Origin of the sequence: Paraburkholderia sp. UCT31 (assembly GCF_014397655.1) — a bacterium.
Taxonomy (GTDB): domain Bacteria; phylum Pseudomonadota; class Gammaproteobacteria; order Burkholderiales; family Burkholderiaceae; genus Paraburkholderia; species Paraburkholderia tuberum.
Window position 1 is genome coordinate 140851 of the sequence record NZ_VZQP01000002.1, and the last position, 16732, is coordinate 157582.

Sequence of the window (16732 nt, forward strand, 5' to 3'; positions counted from 1 at the left end):
TCTGAGCGATGCTGCATGGCAGGCGGGGGCGGCTCAGGCCGCCTTCGTCGTTGTTGCAGCGCGCCCCGCGGCAAACCGTCAACCACCGCGCACGAGGCATAATCAACGCTGTTCCGATCCAACAGCCGACGATGCCAGCTTCTTCAGCTTCTCCCGCCCCGTTCGAGTGGCCGCTTTCCCCCGATCCTTTCCTGTCGCTCGAAGAGCTGTACGACGCTGACGCACTCGCATGGGTCGACGCGCAGAATGCGCGCACCCGCGTGGCGTGGTGCAGCGGCGAGTCGTTCGACACGCTCAGACGGCGGCTCGCCGATGCCTATCTGCCGCGCGAGCGTCCGGTGATTCCGGATCGCTGGAAGGACTGGGCCTACGATTTGTGGCAGGACGAGCGCAATCCGCGCGGTATCTGGCGACGCACCGTGTGGGCCGCATGGCGCAACGGCGCGCCGGTGTGGCAGAACCTGCTCGACTTCGACGCGCTCGGCGCGGCCGACGGCACGCCGTGGGTCTGCGTCGATCTCGATATCCTTTATCCGGACGGCGACCGCGCGCTGATCACGATGTCGCCGGGCGGTTCGGATGCGCTCGTCGTGCGCGAGTTCGATCTCGACGCGCGGCGTTTCGTCGACGATGGCTTCGCGATTGCGAAGGCGGGCAAGCACACGGTGTCGTGGATCGATCGCGATACGCTGTACGTCGGCTGGGACAATGGGCGCAAGACGCTGACGCGCTCCGGTTATCCGCGCGACGTGCGGCGCTGGACCCGCGGTACGGCGCTCGCCGATGCGCCCGTCGTGTTTCGCGGCGAGTTTGGCGACATCGGCGTGGAGGCGCATTACGATCCGGTCGATCGCCGGCATACGGTGACGAGCAGCGTCGACTTTTTCGATTCGCACACGTATTACCTCGACGACGCTAGCGACGCCTGGCATCGTTACGAAGTGCCATCGCACGTCGCGGTGGGGGCGTGGCAGGGCTGGCTGTTGCTCGAGCCGCGGCTCGATTGGGAATGCGAGTGGGACGGCAATCTCGCGCGCTATCCGGGCGGCGCGCTGCTCGCGATTCGCGAGGACGCGTTTCTGCGCGGCGAGCGCGACGTGACGCCGCTCTTCACGCCGACGCCGCTGACCTCGGCCTGCGAGTGGTCGCATACGTGCCATCATCTGATCGTGTCGTATCTCGACGACGTGCGCGGCAAGACGCTGATCTGGACGCCGTCGCAGCGCGAGGACGGCACCTGGCAGTGGCGTGAGCGCGTATTCGCGTCGCGCGGCGATGCGCAGGTCGACGTGTCGCCGGTCGAGTCGACACTGAACGACGAAGTGTTCGTCGACACCGACGATTATCTGCAACCGCCCGCCTACTGGCTCTCCGATCTCGCGCTCGAGGAGCCCGGCGAATGGGAGTTGCTCGACCGTTGGCCGACGCAGTTCGACGCGACGCGCGTTGCGGTGACGCGCGGACATGCGGTATCGGCCGATGGCACGCGCGTACCCTACACGGTGATTGGGCCGAAGGAAGCGCCGTCGTCGCCGGGCGATGAAAGCCCGCCGCGCCCATGTCTGCTGAGCGGCTATGGCGGCTTCGCGATTCCGCTGCTGCCGAGCTATCTGACGGGGCAGGGCATCGGCTGGCTCGAACGCGGCGGCGTGTACGTGGTCGCGCATATTCGCGGCGGCGGCGAGTTCGGCACGCGCTGGCACACGGCGGCGCAAGGCGAGCATCGCCAGCGCGCGTTCGATGATTTCATCGCGGTCGCCGAGGCGCTGATCGCGACCGGCGTGACGAGCGCCGCGCAGCTCGGCATTCAGGGCGGCAGCAACGGCGGTTTGCTCGTGGCCGCCTGCATGGTGCAGCGGCCGCAGCTATTCGGCGCGGTCGTCTGCGAGGTGCCGTTGCTCGATATGAGCCGCTATCACCTGCTGCATGCGGGCGCCTCGTGGATCGACGAGTACGGCGACCCCGACGAACCCGATGAAGCGCGTGCGCTCGCCGCGTATTCGCCGTATCACAACCTCGCGGCGGGTGTCGCGTATCCGCCGGTGCTATTCACGACGTCGACCGCCGACGATCGCGTGCATCCCGGCCATGCGCGCAAAATGGCCGCGCGCATGCAGGCGCTGGGCGCGCAGCACGTGTGGTATCGGGAGAATACGGAAGGCGGCCACGGCGGCTCCGATGAGTTGGAGCAGGCCGAGCATGATGCGATGGTGTTCGGGTTCTTGTGGGGTGTGCTGGGCGGCGCTTGAAGCAATAGGGACGCGAGGCAGCGCTGCCTCGTTTCGTCGCTGTATTCCGGATCAGCCCAGCTGCGCGAACACTGGCGCGTGATCCGACGGCTGCTCCCACTTGCGCGGCACCTTGTCGATGTCGCACGCCGAGCAGATGTCGGCCAATGCCTTCGACAGCAGGATGTGATCGATGCGCAGTCCCGCGTTGCGACGGAACGCCATCATCCGGTAGTCCCACCACGAATAGATTTTTTCCCGCTGCTCGAACTGGCGGAACGCGTCGAGCAGGCCGAGGCCGATCAGCTGCACGAACGCCGCGCGTTCCTCGGGCGACACCAGATTCTGACCTTCCCATGCCTTCGGATCGTGCACGTCGCGATCGTCGGGCGCGATGTTGTAGTCGCCGAGCAAGGCGAGCTTCGGATGCAGCGTCATCTCGGTTGCGAGCCAGTCGTGCAGCGCGTCGAGCCAGCGCAGCTTGTACGCGAACTTGTCGGTGCCGGGCGCCTGGCCGTTGGGGAAATACGCGGAGATGATGCGCACGCCGTCGATGGTTGCCGCGATCACGCGCTGCTGCGGGTCCTCGAAACCTGGGATGTTGCGCACGATGCTGCTTTCGTCGACGTTCAAACCTTCGCGCACCAGAATGCCGACACCGTTATAGGTTTTCTGACCCGCGTACCAGCTTCGATAGCCGACCGCCTCGAGTTCGGCGCGCGGAAATTTTTCGTCGGGAAGCTTCAGTTCCTGCAGGCACAGCACGTCGGTGCCGCTGCTCGCGAGCCAGTCGATGACGTGTTGCTGGCGGACTTTGAGGGAGTTGACGTTCCAGGTGGCGATTTTCATCGGTTGCACAAGCTGTTGATTTTCAATAAATATTTTACTTGATGTGGTCCTGATATACGTATCGATATACCATTTCACGAGTGGTGTTCCGTTACTCGGGAGTCACACGCCATGCCAGTCCGGCGTCGCAGCCTATATGATACGGCCTGTCACGCCGGGGGGCGCGGGTTCGAGTCCCGTCCACTCCGCCAGACAAAGCCCGTTCATGGGAACTTGAACGGGCTTTTTGCTTTTGGCCCATCACGAGGCCATCAGCTCGGGCCGGTCGAGCGTGGGCTTTCGCCGCTGTCCCGGTTGTTGAACTCCCGCCCATGAAACAGGCGCTATTCGGTAGGAACGGGAACCCGGATGCACGCAACCCGCCGTGCATCACCTTGCCGGGAAACCGCTTGCGGTTGCGCATCGCCGCATGCGTCGATTGCGGCGGGGCAGCGCGTGCGGAACGCGCATCCCGACGGCGGTTGCAAGGGCGACGGAATCTCGCCTTGAAGCAGCAGATGCCGTCGCGCGCGCTCGACGGTCGGGTCGGGAACCGGTACGGCCGACAGCAATGCACGGGTATAGGGATGCGCAGGTGCCGCGTACAGCGCGCGTTTTTCGCCGAACTCTATCACGCGCCCCATATACATCACCATCACGCGATGGCTGATTGCTTTCACCACGGCCAGATCGTGCGCGACGAACAGCAGCGACAACGACAGTTCGCGTTGCAAGTCGCGCAATAGATTAACGATTTGCGCTTGAATCGACACGTCGAGCGCGGACACCGGTTCATCGCAGATCACGAGTTGCGGCTCGCTGATCAATGCCCGTGCAATTCCGACGCGCTGACATTGCCCGCCCGAAAACTCATGCGGATAGCGCCGCAGATGCTGCGCATTCAGGCCGACGCGTTCGAGGATGGTCAGCACGCGAGCGCGCACATCGGCGCGCGCGACATCGGGCCGATGCGTGATCAACGGCTCCGCGACGATCTGCTCGATCGTCATGCGCGGATCGAGCGACGCCAGCGGGTCCTGAAAGATCATCTGCACGTCGCGCCGCAAGATGCCGAGATCGCGCTTCGCGCCTTGCACGGTTTCGACGCCATGAAGCTTGACGCTGCCGCCCGACGCAGGCGCAAGACCGACGATCGCGCGCGCGAGCGTGGACTTGCCGCAACCGGATTCACCCACCAGCCCGACGGTTTCGCCGCGCCGTACATCGAACGACACGCCGTCGACAGCGCGCAGCGTGGCCTTGCCAGACCACGGTAATTTGCCGCGCGGCACGCTGAAATGCACCTTCAGTTCGTTCACCGACAGCAGCGGTTCGGTACTGTTGCAAGCGGAATGTTGGTTCATCGAACGGCCCCCAGAATGGCTGGAACCGGACGGTGGCACGCGCGCAATGCACCCGCCAGATCGCTACGCGCGTCGAGCGACGGCACTGTGGTGCGGCAAGTATCGTCTGCAAACGAACAACGCGGTGCGAACGCGCAGCCCGCGCCGATTTGCCCTGGCAAAGGCGGATTGCCCGGAATGGTTTGCAACGGGCGGTCGTCGTCGTCGGTGATGCGCGGCAGCGCGTTCAACAGGCCGATCGTGTACGGATGGGTCGGCGCGGCGAACAGCGCGCGCGCGTCTGCCTGCTCGACCGTGCGCCCTGCATACATCACCATCACGGTATCGCACAAACCGGCGACCACGCCCATGTCGTGCGTGATGAGGACGATTGCCGTGCCGCGCTCGCGATTCAGTTCGCGCAGCAATTCGATGATTTGCGCCTGAACGGTGACGTCGAGCGCGGTAGTCGGTTCGTCGGCAATCAAAATTTCCGGTTCGGACAGCAACGCCATCGCAATCATCACGCGCTGCCGCATACCACCGGAAAACTCATGCGGATACATGCCGATGCGGCGTGCGGCATCGGGAATCCGCACCGTGTCGAGCATCTCGATGGCACGCCGACGTGCTTCGCGACGCGACAGCTTCTTGTGCAATTGCAGCGATTCCGTCATCTGCCGTTCAATGGTCAAAAACGGATTGAGCGCCGTCATCGGGTCCTGAAACACCATGCCGATCCGGTTGCCGCGAATCCTGTTCAGCGCTGCGTTGTTCATCGTCAGCAGATCGCCGCCGTCTTCGCCACGATACAGTGCGGTGCCCGACACGCTGCCGTTCGACGACAGCAAACCGAGCAGCGCCATCACGGTCTGACTCTTGCCCGACCCGGATTCGCCGACGATGCCCAGCGTGCTGCCCGCGTCGAGCGAAAAGGACACGCGTTGGACCGCATCGACCGGCGGTCCTTCGCGGCGCGTGAAGCGCACACTCAGGTCCTTCACTTCGAGTAGCGCCATGTCAATGATCCTTGGGGTCGAGAGCGTCGCGCAAACCGTCGCCGACGAAGTTCACGCAATAAAGCGTCACGCACAGCATGACGGCTGGGCAGAGCAGCAGCCACGGCATCGATTCGAGTTTTTGGGCACCGTCTTCGATCAGCACGCCCCAACTCGTCATCGGCTCCTGGACGCCGAGTCCGAGAAACGACAGCACCGATTCCGTCAGCACGATCGACGGCACCGTGACGGTGGCATACACGACCACCACGCCGATCAGGTTCGGCACGATATGCCGCGCGATGATGGCGCGGGTGCTGACGCCAGTCGCACGCGCCGCATCGACGAATTCGCGCGAACGCAGCGACAGCGTCTGACCGCGCACCACGCGCGCCATATCGAGCCACGAAAACGCGCTGATGGTCAGCACGACCAGATAGAATGCGCGGCCGAACAGCGTCATCATCATGATCGCGATCAGCATGTACGGAATCGCGTACATCATGTCGACGACGCGCATCATAACGGCATCGACGCGTCCGCCCATGAAGCCGGCTGTCGCGCCCCACGCGACGCCGATCAGTCCGGACACCAGCGTGCCGAGCAACCCGACTTCGAGCGATACGCGCCCGCCCACCAGCGTGCGCGCGAGCAGGTCGCGACCGAGTTCGTCGGTACCGAACAGATGCATGCCGAGCCACGACGGCGGCAGACTGATCGATCCCCAGTCGCTGTCGACCGGATTGTTGGGCAGAAACAGCGGCCCCGCAAAGCATGCGACGACGATCAGCAGCAGGATCACGAGACTTGCAAATGCCGCGCGATTACGCAAAAAGCGCATGCCGGCAATCGCGAACGGTCCGCGCGAAGTCTTCGTGACGATGCCGCCGGACACACAACCGCCTGCGGACGCCGCATCGGCCGGCGGCGCGACGAACGCACGCGCGGCCAGGTTGAATAGACGGATCTTCATGTCAGTACCGGATGCGCGGATCGAGCCATGCGTAAGCAAGATCGACCAGCAGATTGAACAGGACCGCGACTGCCGTGATCAATGCGACCAGACCGAGCACCAGCGTGTAGTCGCGATTGATCGCGCCGTTCACGACCAGTTGCCCGAGACCGGGCAGCGCGAATACGGATTCGGTGACGACCGCAGCGGTGATCGACGAAATGCACAGCGAGCCGAGTAGCGATACGACCGGCATCAGCGCCGGTTTCAGCGCATGACGCAAGACGATGGTGCGGCCGGCCAGACCTTTCGCGCGCGCGGTCCGGATGAAATTGCCGGACAGCACTTCGATCATGCTGCCGCGCATCACGCGCGCAATCGTCGATACGTTGATGATCACGAGCAGTACGATCGGCAATACGCGGTAGTGCCAGTCGCCGTCACCCCAACCGCCAGCGGGCAGCAGACCATGCTCGCCGCGCTTGATCAGGATCGCGAAGACCCAAACCAGCACGGGGCCGAGGATGAATGGCGGCACCACACTGCCGAGATTGCCGAGCAACATCACGCCGTAGTCGATCACGCCATTGCGGCGCACCGCCGCAACCGTGCCGAGCGCCACACCGATCACCAGCGCGATCGGCACCGAAATGCCGCCGACGCCGAGGCTGACCGGTAGGGCTTTCCACACCAGTTCGCTGACCGACCAGTCCGTGTAACGGAACGACGCGCCGAGATCGCCGTGCAGCAGCGAGTCGATGTAGAGCAAATACTGCTTCCACAGCGGCTGATCGATGTGGTATTTCGCGTCGAGATTGGCAAGCACGGCCGCCGACAGATGCTTCTCCGAATCGAACGGGCCGCCGGGCGTCAGGTGCAGCAGCAGATAGCACGCGGTGATCACGGCGAGAATCGTCGGGATCGCCCATAACGCGCGGCGCAATGTATAAGCCAGCATGGCAAGGCTCCTTGCGCTCAGTGCTTGATGATGTACATGTCCTGCGACTGCCGCTGATCGACGTAGTTGGTCGGCGAATAGCCGCCCACATACGATTTCACGAGCCGCACCGCCGAGTACTGGAACATCGGAATCAGCGGATAGTCGTTCATCGCGATGTCGTGCGCCTGCGTTAGCATCGCGGTGCGCTTCGCTTCGTCCATCTGCTGGTTCGCCTGATCGATCAACGCATCGACCTTCGGATTGCAGTAGTGCTGGTCGTTCTGCACACTGTTGCAGCGGATCAGGTCGAAGAACGACATCGCGTCGTTGTAGTCGACGAACCAGCCGTCGCGGGACGCCTGCACCTTGCCGTCGTGGCGCATTTTCAGCAGCACGCGGTTCTCGACGTTTTCGAGCTTCACGTTGACGCCGAGCTTGGTGCGCCATTCCGACGTCGTGAATAGCGCGACCTTCTTGTGCAGGTCGTTGGTGTTGTATGTCAGCGTGAACGTCAACGGCTTTGCAGCGGAATAGCCCGCCTGTTTCAGCAGGTCTCGCGCGGTTTCGATGCGCTTCGCCATCGGCCACGCGGCCCAGTCGGGCTGGAATTGCGCCGCGCCTTGCGTGCCTTTTGCAATCAGGCCGTACAGCGGCAACTCGCCGCTTGCGGTCAGTTTGGACGTCAGCAGGTTGCGGTCGATCACCATGGACAGCGCCTCGCGCACGCGCTTGTCCCTGAAGGCCGGGTCGGCGTTGTTCAGCGAGTAGTAGTAGGTGGCGATAAACATCCCGGTCTTCAGTTCGGAGTCGAACTGCTTGCTGACCTGGTTATAGATGCCGGACGGAATCGTATACGTGTAATCAAACTGGCCGGCCTGATACATCCGCATTGCCGTTTCGTCGCTTTCGATCGGCAGATAGGTGACTTTCGTGATCGCGACCTTGCTCGCATCCCAGTACTTGTCGTTCTTCACCATCACGAGACGGTTGCCCGGTTGCCAGTCGCTCAACGCATACGCACCGTCGCTGACCATGTGGCCGGGACGGGTCCATTCGTCGCCGTACTTCGCGACCGTCGCGCGGTTCACCGGCGCCATCGTCGACATTGCAGTCAGTTGCGGAAAGAACGCGGTCGGGTCTTCGGTCCTGACCTCTACCGTGTACGGATCGACCGCGCGCACGCCGAGACTCGCGAGCGGCGCCTTGCCCGCCAGAATCGCCTTCGCGTTCTTCACGAACTCGACCAGGATCGTGTATTTCGAGCCGGTCTTCGGATCGACCACGCGTTGCCATGAATAGACGAAATCGGCGGCCGTGACCGGCTCGCCGTTACTCCAGCGCGCGTTGTGGCGCAGCTTGAAGATCCATGTATCGGGCGCGCTGCGGCTCCACGATTGCGCGACGCCCGGCACGACCGCACCGTCGGCGGCGATTCGCGTCAAACCTTCGAACAGGTCGAGGCCGATGGTATTAGCGGCCCAGGATTCGATATGCGCGGGGTCGATCGATTCTGCCTCGACGGGTGTTTGCCGCGTGAGTTCCTGGGTGGCTGCGAGCGCGACGCCGGGCGGGATCGTCACGGCGTGGGCGGGAGAGAGAAGGGCGAGCGCCAACGCGGCCAACGCCGCCCGAGTGGCGTGAATCGGTTTCATTGCGTATTTCAAGTGGCATCCGAATAGCAAAAAAGCTGGCGGTGCGCGAGGCACCGCCGCCAATCCTCTTCAACAACGAAGAAGAGGCAAGAGGAGACCTACGGTCCTGCGATCAAGCCCGCTGCGACGATCAGAAGCGGTAGGTCGCGCCAATCTGGAAGAAGCGGCCCAGATTCGTGTACAGCGACTGGTCGTAGCCGGTGATGTCCGGCGTTGATTGCCACTCCACGTCGAACGGCGGCGTCCTGTCGAAGATGTTCTGGATGCCACCATAGATCGTCCAGTTCTTGAAGCCGCGATACGTCATCATCAGGTTGAACTGGCTATACGACGCCACCGAACCCGTGCCACCGTCGCCGAACTCGGCTGCCACTGCGTTGGTGTACGGACCCGTGTACTGCCAGCTCAGCGTCGTGGTCATCTTGCGGTAATCCCAAGTCAGGCTCGTGTTGCCCTTCCAGCGGGGATTCGACGCACCGAACGGTTGCAGCAGCGCGAGGTTGTTACCCGCGAAGTCCTGCGTTGCAGCGCCCGGGCTGTTCAGCTTGAAGTGCCACACGTACGCCCAGTCGCCCGACAGCGTGAACGTGCCGTACTTCGTGCCGACCGACTTGCGGAAGTTCATGTCGAAGCCGTCGGTATCCAGCGAGCCGAGGTTGATGAACTGTTGCGAGATGTAGCGGATCGTGCCGTCAGGATTGCGCACGACCCTCGACGGGTCGTTGGCATCCAGCACGGCATTCGGATCGTCGGTACCGATCACGCCGTCGATATGAATCTTGTAGAACGCTGCACCGATATCGGTCGACGTATCCGGCGACAGTTGGAAGCCGATGTTGTAGTTCTTCGTGTGCTCCGGTTGGAGGTTCGGATTGCCGTTGATCTGTTCCGTCGTGAAGTGCTTGGTCGGCACGCCGCTCGGGTCGTTCGGATCGACGAGGTTCTGGTGAGCCAGGTAGGTTGCCTGCGAGTTTTCGATCAGCGTCGGCGCGCGGAAACCACGGCTGTACGACGCGTACGTCGTCAGCATCTGGACCGGTTGAAAGCGCAGTGCGAAGTTCGGCGAGAACGCGCCGCCGAAGTCGCTATAGTGGTCATAGCGGCCCGCTTGCGTGAACGTCAGGTTGTGGATGATCGGAATATCGATCTGGTAATACACAGCCGCGATGTTGCGTTCGCCGTCGACGGACTGAACGTTCGCCGGCACGACGATCCCTTGCGACGAGTACGTGCGCGGGTTGATCAGCGAGCTTTCGTGACGGAATTCCGTACCGAAACCGATGCCGACCGGGCCAGCCGGCAGGTTGAACAGATTGCCGGTCGAGGTCTTCGCCGTCACGCTGTCGAGCTTCGAGATCGCCTGCTGGTAGTCGTTCTGGAACAGGCCGTTCAGACCGTTCGGCGTCGATGCCGGGTTCGCGAAGTTGTAGCCGCCGTTCGGGCCGAGGAGGTTTTCAAGCGCGGCCGTGTTGATCATGTTCGAGTACGTCGTGTCGACCGTGCTCTGCGAATGACCGTAGTCCACCGACCAGTCCCAGTCGCCGGCCTTCGGCGTGGTGAACGAACCTTTCACGCCCGTCGAGGCCTTCCAGAACGTCGATGCCGTGTCTGCGCGCTGCGCAATGCCCGGGAAGGTCAGGTTGATCGGCGTATCGACACCGTACGGGTTGTACGGATTCAGCGCCGACACCGTGCGGTCGAGTTGCGACACCGAGCCGGTCACTGGATTGAACACGTTCGACACGCTGCTGATGGCCGGGCTGCCGAAGTACTGGACCGTCTCGTTGCGGCTCGCCCACAAGTCGGCGTAAGCCTGTATGTCGTCGTTGATCTTGAAGGTGCCACGCACCTTCGCGTTCAGACGCGTCGTCTGTGGAATCAGCGAGTACGTGTTCGCGTTCTTGTACACGCACGATGCGCCCGCCGCGTTAGTGCTGCCCGGAGGGCATGGGCTCAACGCGGCGGTCGAGCCGTCCGGCAGTTGCCAGAATGACTGCTGGTTCGGACCCAGAGGACCCGCCGACCCACCTGGGTACTGGCTGAAGTCTTCGTTTTTGGTCATGTCGCGCTGGTCGAGCGTCGAACCGGAATCGCGATAGTAGCTGGCGGCTGCCGTCACGTTGAAACGATCCGAGTTCAGGTCGCCGAAGCCGCCGAGCACGCTGAAGTTGCCCTGAGCGTTACCCGGATGCTGTGCCTTGCCGAGCTGCCCGTCGACCTGAAGACCCTGGAAGTTCTTTTTCGTGATGATGTTGACCACGCCGGCAATCGCGTCGGAACCGTATGCGGACACGGCGCCCGTCTTCACGATTTCGATGTGATCGACGATGTTCAGCGGGATCGTGTTGACGTCGAAGAACGTGTCGGTGAAGTTCACCGCCTGTGCGTAGTTCGCGACGCGTTGGCCGTCGACCAGCACCAGCGTGTACTTCTCGGACAGACCGCGCAATGCGATCCCCGAGCCGCCCGGCGCCGTGCCGTTCATCGTGGTTGAACCCCAACTGGACGCGGAGTTGGCAGACATGCCGCGCAGGAAGTCGGCCACGGTCGTGTAGCCGCTTTGCTGGATTTCCCTTGCTGTAACGGTCTGGACTTCGACGTTGCCGGTCTTGTCCGATGTGCGGATCAGCGAACCGGTGACTTCTACTTTTTCGAGCTTGCTGACGGCGGGGGGAGTCGCCGCTGGCGTGCTTGCGGCCGTCGGAACGGCCGCTGTATCAGGTTGGCTTTGTGCGTGTGCCAGCGGGACGAACGCCGCTGTCAACACCAGCTCGGCACCAATGATTCTTTTGATGGCTGAGGCCAATCGCTTTTGTTTCACTTGCGCTCCTTCTTGTTGTTAAGGCCACTTCCGTTGAACGATCACGCAAACGCAGGCGCGAGTTGCGCGTGCGATGCAGTGCGTTGACGTCAGCGAGTTCTTCGCTGTCCGGCGCATCCCCGCGCCGTCCCGCACATCCCGTCCAGGGTGCGTCGCCGATCGTGTCGGACGCGCGCGCCTTGGTCTTGAAGCGAGCGCAGCAAGAGCACGAGATATGCCATGTGTGAGGTCGCGGACCGTCGGAAAGGCCTTGAGCGGCCTCCGCAAATGCATCGAAGCGATTGATTTGCTTAGGAATTCAGAGTTACGAAAAATTGTGTCGCGCGGGTAGTGCCTGGAAATAAGGCATTCCTCGCGCGTAACAGAACGCAGGAAAGTTTCCATTAGAAAAAAATAAAGTTAGACGGCTTATTTTAATTACCATTTGGTGCAGCTTACGCACCGTAAGAATGCTTAATTACAGAATTGGTGCATTAAATAAAAAATGATCCATGGCAATTAAATTCCCTAATTCTGGGCGATTAATGTGCCGTTGAAATGAACGGTAATAAGTGTAAGAAAGCGATTCTGTAAGGTTGCTTCGCGCTATGCGTAGGCATTTGTGGGTGGTAGCTGGTCTTCAATTGGTGCCTATTGCCATACTAAATCGAAAGTAATATGAAAGGTATATGTAATGAAATTGTCTATGGGTATTCTGAGATTGCACCAAAACGCTTCAAGTGCGACTTTTCGCACCATTTCTGCAATAGAGAATTAAAGGCTTTGGCAGAATCAGTCTTGGAAAACGGACTTACTCTAATTACAAAAATCAATTTGTTTTGCTATATGCGTGCGCGAGCGCCACGCAAGCCGCGGGCATGCGAGATCTTTGTCGCGCTCGGCAAGTCCATGAAATAAAAGGCAAAGCGTCCCTTGTAAAGGACTGGCGACGTTCGTTACGGAGAAACCAGTCGCCTGACCTGGTACGGGCTTTGCATAGATGGCGGGCCTTTAGCCGGCGACTCACAAGGCAGCCGGCATCTCGAAACCTACCGTTATTCAACGGCCGCTTGAGCCTGTACTAACCGGAGTCCGCAGTGCTGAATACCCTCATTAACTACTCGATCCAGTCGATGGGTCTGATCCCTCTCCTCGCGTTCATCTTCCTGCTCGGCATCGCGATCATCATCGAACGATTCATGTTCTTCTCGCGTGCCGTGCGTGCCGGCAAGACCCTCGAACATGACCTGAAACTCGTCGATGCAGCCAATCCCGAAGATGCCGCCAAAGTGGCCGAGCACTACAAGCAGACCGTGCAAGGCGAACTCGTGAAGTCGGCGATGAAAGTGAAGGGCAAGAGCGAAGCCGTGGTCGAACGCGAGATCGAGGAAACGATCATGTTCCAGTTGCCGCGTCTCGACCGTAACCTGTGGATTCTCGATACGGCCGTGACGCTCGGCCCGTTGCTGGGTCTGCTTGGCACGATCATCGGCATGGTCGAATCGTTCAACGTGCTCGGCACCAGCGGCACCGCGAACCCGAACGGTGTGACGGGCGGCATCGGTCACGCGCTGACGGCCACTGCGTGCGGCCTGACCATCGCGATCATCTGCGTGATCTTCCTGAACTACTTCAACAAGCGTATCCGGATGACGGTCAACCAGTTCGACCTCATCAAGTCGCTGCTCGTATCGCGCTTCGCAGTCTGACGCCGGCACTCAAGGAGACGGACCATGCGAAACCATCGCAGCCATTACCTCGGCGGTGAAGAGAAAGCGCGCATCGAGATCATCCCGATGATCGACATCATGATGTTCCTGCTGGTGTTCTTCATGCTCGCGACGCTGAAGATGATCCAGGGCGCAGGCATCAAGCTCGACCTGCCGCAATCGAGCACCGCCGAGCAGTTGCAGCAGACCATCAAGGTATCGATCGGGGTGACGAAGACGGACGAAATCTATCTGGATTCGAAGCCCGTGACGCCCGACGAACTGACCGCGCGTCTGCAAGGTCTGGTTCACGACTCGAAGAAAGTAGATGTCGCGATTGCCGGCGACGAAGGCACGAGCTACAAGAATATCGTCAAGGTGATGGACCTGGTGCGCGCGGCGGGCATCAGTTCGGTTGCATTGGCCACGAACCCGACGACATGAGTTCACCGGCCATCGACATGAAAGATCCGCAGAACCGCCTGGACGGTGCACTCTGGGCATCGACGACGCCGGCGCATCAAGGTCGCATGCCCATGAAGCTGGCGCTCGGCGTTGCGGTGCTGGTCGAGGCGCTGGTGATTCTGGGCGTGTCGCACATGAAGTTCCAGCCGCCGCCGCCTCCGCCGCCGAAGGAGATGCGCGTGCAGATTGCGCCGCCGCCTCCGCCACCGCCGCCGCCCGAGGTGAAGAAGCTGGAGCCGCCGCCGGCGCCGCCAAAAGCGCAGCCGAAGCACGAAATACCGAAGCCGACTCCGACGCCGCCGCCGCCGCGACCGACGCCGCAGCCGGTGATCCAGCCCACGGCGAATCCGGCTCCGAACGCTCCGGCGATCGCCTCGCCGACGCCTGCGCCGGCACCTGCTCCGGCACCGGCACCGGCCGCGCCGCCGGCGCCGCCCGCGCTGCACGGCGTGGTGGACGGCCGCGGTCATTGCCAGTCGGTGCAGCCGGTGATTCCGCGCAAGGCATTGACGGACGGTATTTCGGCGGACGTGATCGCGCATCTGACGATCGGTACGGACGGCAAGGTCAGCGACGTGAAGATCATGCGCGTCACGCCGCCGACGTCGGTGTTCAACGAAGCCGTGATTGCCGCAGGCAAGGCGTACAAGTGCGAGAAGAATGCCGAGCCGTATGTCGGCGAAGTTCAGTTCTCGTTCAAGACCACACCGCCCGACGACGAGTAACCACGACGAGTAACGACGACGAGTAACGACGACGAATAAGCTCAGCTTCGACGCGAACTTCCGGCCTTCGCAATTTACCCATCCGGCCTTCAACCCGGAACCGCGCGAGCGATGGCTACCCGCCGCCGCCCGCGCGGTTTCGAAGCATCGCGCATCGGCTACGAGCCGATTGCGTCCAGACACGCATGATGACAACCGACAGGTTTCGAGGCCCGCGCGCGCGCGTCGTTAAGATGCTCGCGGCGCGGGTTGCGGTGACGCTCGTCGCGGGGCTGCTGGTCGTGCCGTTGACGACGGCGCCCGCGTTCGCGAGGGCGTCGATTGCGCAATACGACGCGCCGAAGTATCCGTCCGGGTTCACGCATTTCGATTACGCGGACCCGAATGCGCCGACCGACGGCACGCTGGTTTTCCAGAACTACGACGAAGCGCAAAGCTACGATTCGCTGAATCCGTTCCTGACGCGTGGTGCGCCGGCGCCGGACATCCTGCATCTGATGTTCGATACGCTGATGCAGCGCAGCTGGGACGAACTCGCGTCGGAATACGCATTGATCGCCGACGACGTCGAGGTGGCGCCGGATGGCAAATCAGCGGTGTTTCATATCGACCCGCGAGCGCGCTTTTCGAACGGCGATCCGATCACCGCCGACGACGTCAAGTATTCGTTCGATACGCTGACCAGCCCGCAGGCATCGCCGCTGTTCAACTCGCAGTTCGCGGTGATCAGCCGCGCCACGGTGCTCGACCCGTCGCGGGTGCGCTTCGACTTCAGGCACGTGGAACGCGACGCGCCGTTGATCGCAGGCGACCTGCCGGTTTTCTCGCGCAAGTGGGCAATGCAAGCCAACGGCACGCGCATCGCGTTCGATCAGTTGACCAACGTGCCGCCGGTGTCGAGCGGCCCGTATCTGATCGAGCAGCGCAAGAACGACACGCAGATCGTCTACCGTCGCAATCCGGCTTACTGGGCCGCCGATTTGCCGTCGCGGCGCGGCATGTACCGTTTCGCGCGCGTCGCGTTCAAGCTCTATCACGATCATTACACGCAGCTCGAATCGCTGAAAGCGCTCGATACCGACGTGATGGTCGAATACAGTTCGATGCAATGGGCGCGCCGTTATATCGGCAAGAACTTCGAGAACGGCGTGTTGCAGCGCAGAGTCTTTCCGGATCACGGCGCGCAGATGCAGGGGCTGATGTTCAACACGCGCAGGCCGATGTTTTCGGATGTGCGGGTGCGGCATGCCCTTGCACTCGCATTCGACTACGACTGGCTGAACCGGATGACCTTCTACGGCCAGTACCGGCGCACCAACAGCTACTTCGACGATAGCCCGTTCGCCGCGCAAGGCGCGCCGACCGCTGCCGAACTCGCGCTGCTCGACCCGTATCGCGCGAGTTTGCCGGCGGCCGTGTTCGGTCCAATGGTCAGGCAGGCCGACACGATTGCGCCGCACACGTTGCGCGAGAACCTGCGCGAAGCGCGCGGCCTGCTCGCTGAAGCGGGTTGGACAGTGCGCGACGGCCAGTTGCGCGACGCGCACGGCAACCCGATGTCGATCGAAATCATCGACGATCAGCCTGGCATGGATCGCGTACTGCTGGCGTATATGCGCAACCTGCAACTGCTCGGCATCGACGCGCATATGCGCGAGATAGATAGTGCGTTGTATCAGAAGCGGATCGACAACTTCGAGTTCGATATGACGACGTTCGTCTATCTGCGCGTGACGATTCCCGGTTCCGAACTGGAGCGTCGTTTCAGCAGCGCATCGGCGTCCCAGGTCGGCTCGGAGAACTATCCGGGCGTGAGGTCGCCGGCGGTCGATGCGCTGGTGCGCGCGGTGATGCGCGCGAGCACGCTGAACGAACTCGAAACCGCGACCCATGCGCTCGACCGCGTGCTGATCAACGGCTATTACATGGTGCCCGAATATTTCGCGCCGGATACGCGGATCGCGTACAAAAGCGCGCTCGGCTACCCGTCGGTGACGCCGGTCAGTTTCCAGGGCGAGGACTGGATCGTCAGCTACTGGTATCGCAAGACGCCGTCCGCTGCGGCCAACACCGCCGCTGCGAAGTGAGGGGC

General features: G+C 62.1%; 12 protein-coding genes. 5 read left to right on the top strand and 7 right to left on the bottom strand.

The window, feature by feature from the left end; translation table 11 throughout:
• Positions 1-131: 131 nt before the first annotated feature.
• Positions 132-2249 (top strand): prolyl oligopeptidase family serine peptidase, encoded by a 2118-nt coding sequence (locus tag F6X40_RS01905; RefSeq protein ID WP_187626643.1) that lies wholly within the window; start codon positions 132-134, stop codon positions 2247-2249.
• Positions 2250-2300: 51 nt separating this feature from the next.
• Here the strand turns inward: F6X40_RS01905 and xth are convergent, their stop codons facing one another.
• The 7 genes from xth to F6X40_RS01940 all read right to left on the bottom strand — a co-directional run bounded on the left by xth (position 2301) and on the right by F6X40_RS01940 (position 11762).
• The gene (gene xth / locus F6X40_RS01910) at positions 2301-3077 is read right to left on the bottom strand and encodes an exodeoxyribonuclease III (protein WP_187626644.1); all 777 of its coding nucleotides are present in this window, start codon (positions 3075-3077) and stop codon (positions 2301-2303) included.
• Between the two features lie 323 nt (positions 3078-3400).
• On the bottom strand, positions 3401-4420 hold the full coding sequence (locus F6X40_RS01915; RefSeq protein WP_184067462.1) for an ABC transporter ATP-binding protein: 1020 nt from the start codon (positions 4418-4420) through the stop codon (positions 3401-3403).
• A complete protein-coding gene (locus tag F6X40_RS01920; protein ID WP_187626645.1) occupies positions 4417-5418 on the bottom strand; it encodes an ABC transporter ATP-binding protein in 1002 nt (333 codons plus the stop codon). Before F6X40_RS01920 ends, F6X40_RS01915 begins: the two co-directional genes overlap by 4 nt.
• Position 5419: 1 nt before the next feature.
• The gene (locus tag F6X40_RS01925; RefSeq protein WP_222945966.1) at positions 5420-6370 is read right to left on the bottom strand and encodes an ABC transporter permease subunit; all 951 of its coding nucleotides are present in this window, start codon (positions 6368-6370) and stop codon (positions 5420-5422) included.
• A gap of 1 nt (position 6371) precedes the next feature.
• Positions 6372-7307: an ABC transporter permease subunit gene (locus F6X40_RS01930; RefSeq protein WP_187626646.1), complete on the bottom strand. Its 936-nt coding sequence runs from the start codon at positions 7305-7307 to the stop codon at positions 6372-6374.
• A 17-nt stretch (positions 7308-7324) separates the two neighbouring features.
• Positions 7325-8941, bottom strand: a complete 1617-nt coding sequence (locus F6X40_RS01935) for a peptide ABC transporter substrate-binding protein (protein ID WP_187626647.1) — start codon at positions 8939-8941, stop codon at positions 7325-7327.
• Between the two features lie 130 nt (positions 8942-9071).
• The gene (locus F6X40_RS01940; RefSeq protein ID WP_187626648.1) at positions 9072-11762 is read right to left on the bottom strand and encodes a TonB-dependent receptor plug domain-containing protein; all 2691 of its coding nucleotides are present in this window, start codon (positions 11760-11762) and stop codon (positions 9072-9074) included.
• Positions 11763-12838: 1076 nt separating this feature from the next.
• Here F6X40_RS01940 and F6X40_RS01945 point away from each other — a divergent pair.
• The 4 genes from F6X40_RS01945 to F6X40_RS01960 all read left to right on the top strand — a co-directional run bounded on the left by F6X40_RS01945 (position 12839) and on the right by F6X40_RS01960 (position 16727).
• On the top strand, positions 12839-13450 hold the full coding sequence (locus tag F6X40_RS01945) for a MotA/TolQ/ExbB proton channel family protein (RefSeq protein WP_090800844.1): 612 nt from the start codon (positions 12839-12841) through the stop codon (positions 13448-13450).
• Positions 13451-13474: 24 nt separating this feature from the next.
• The gene (locus tag F6X40_RS01950) at positions 13475-13894 is read left to right on the top strand and encodes an ExbD/TolR family protein (RefSeq protein ID WP_121320625.1); all 420 of its coding nucleotides are present in this window, start codon (positions 13475-13477) and stop codon (positions 13892-13894) included.
• A complete protein-coding gene (locus F6X40_RS01955; RefSeq protein WP_187626649.1) occupies positions 13891-14640 on the top strand; it encodes an energy transducer TonB in 750 nt (249 codons plus the stop codon). Before F6X40_RS01950 ends, F6X40_RS01955 begins: the two co-directional genes overlap by 4 nt.
• A 188-nt stretch (positions 14641-14828) precedes the next feature.
• On the top strand, positions 14829-16727 hold the full coding sequence (locus F6X40_RS01960; RefSeq protein ID WP_187626701.1) for an extracellular solute-binding protein: 1899 nt from the start codon (positions 14829-14831) through the stop codon (positions 16725-16727).
• Positions 16728-16732: the final 5 nt, after the last annotated feature.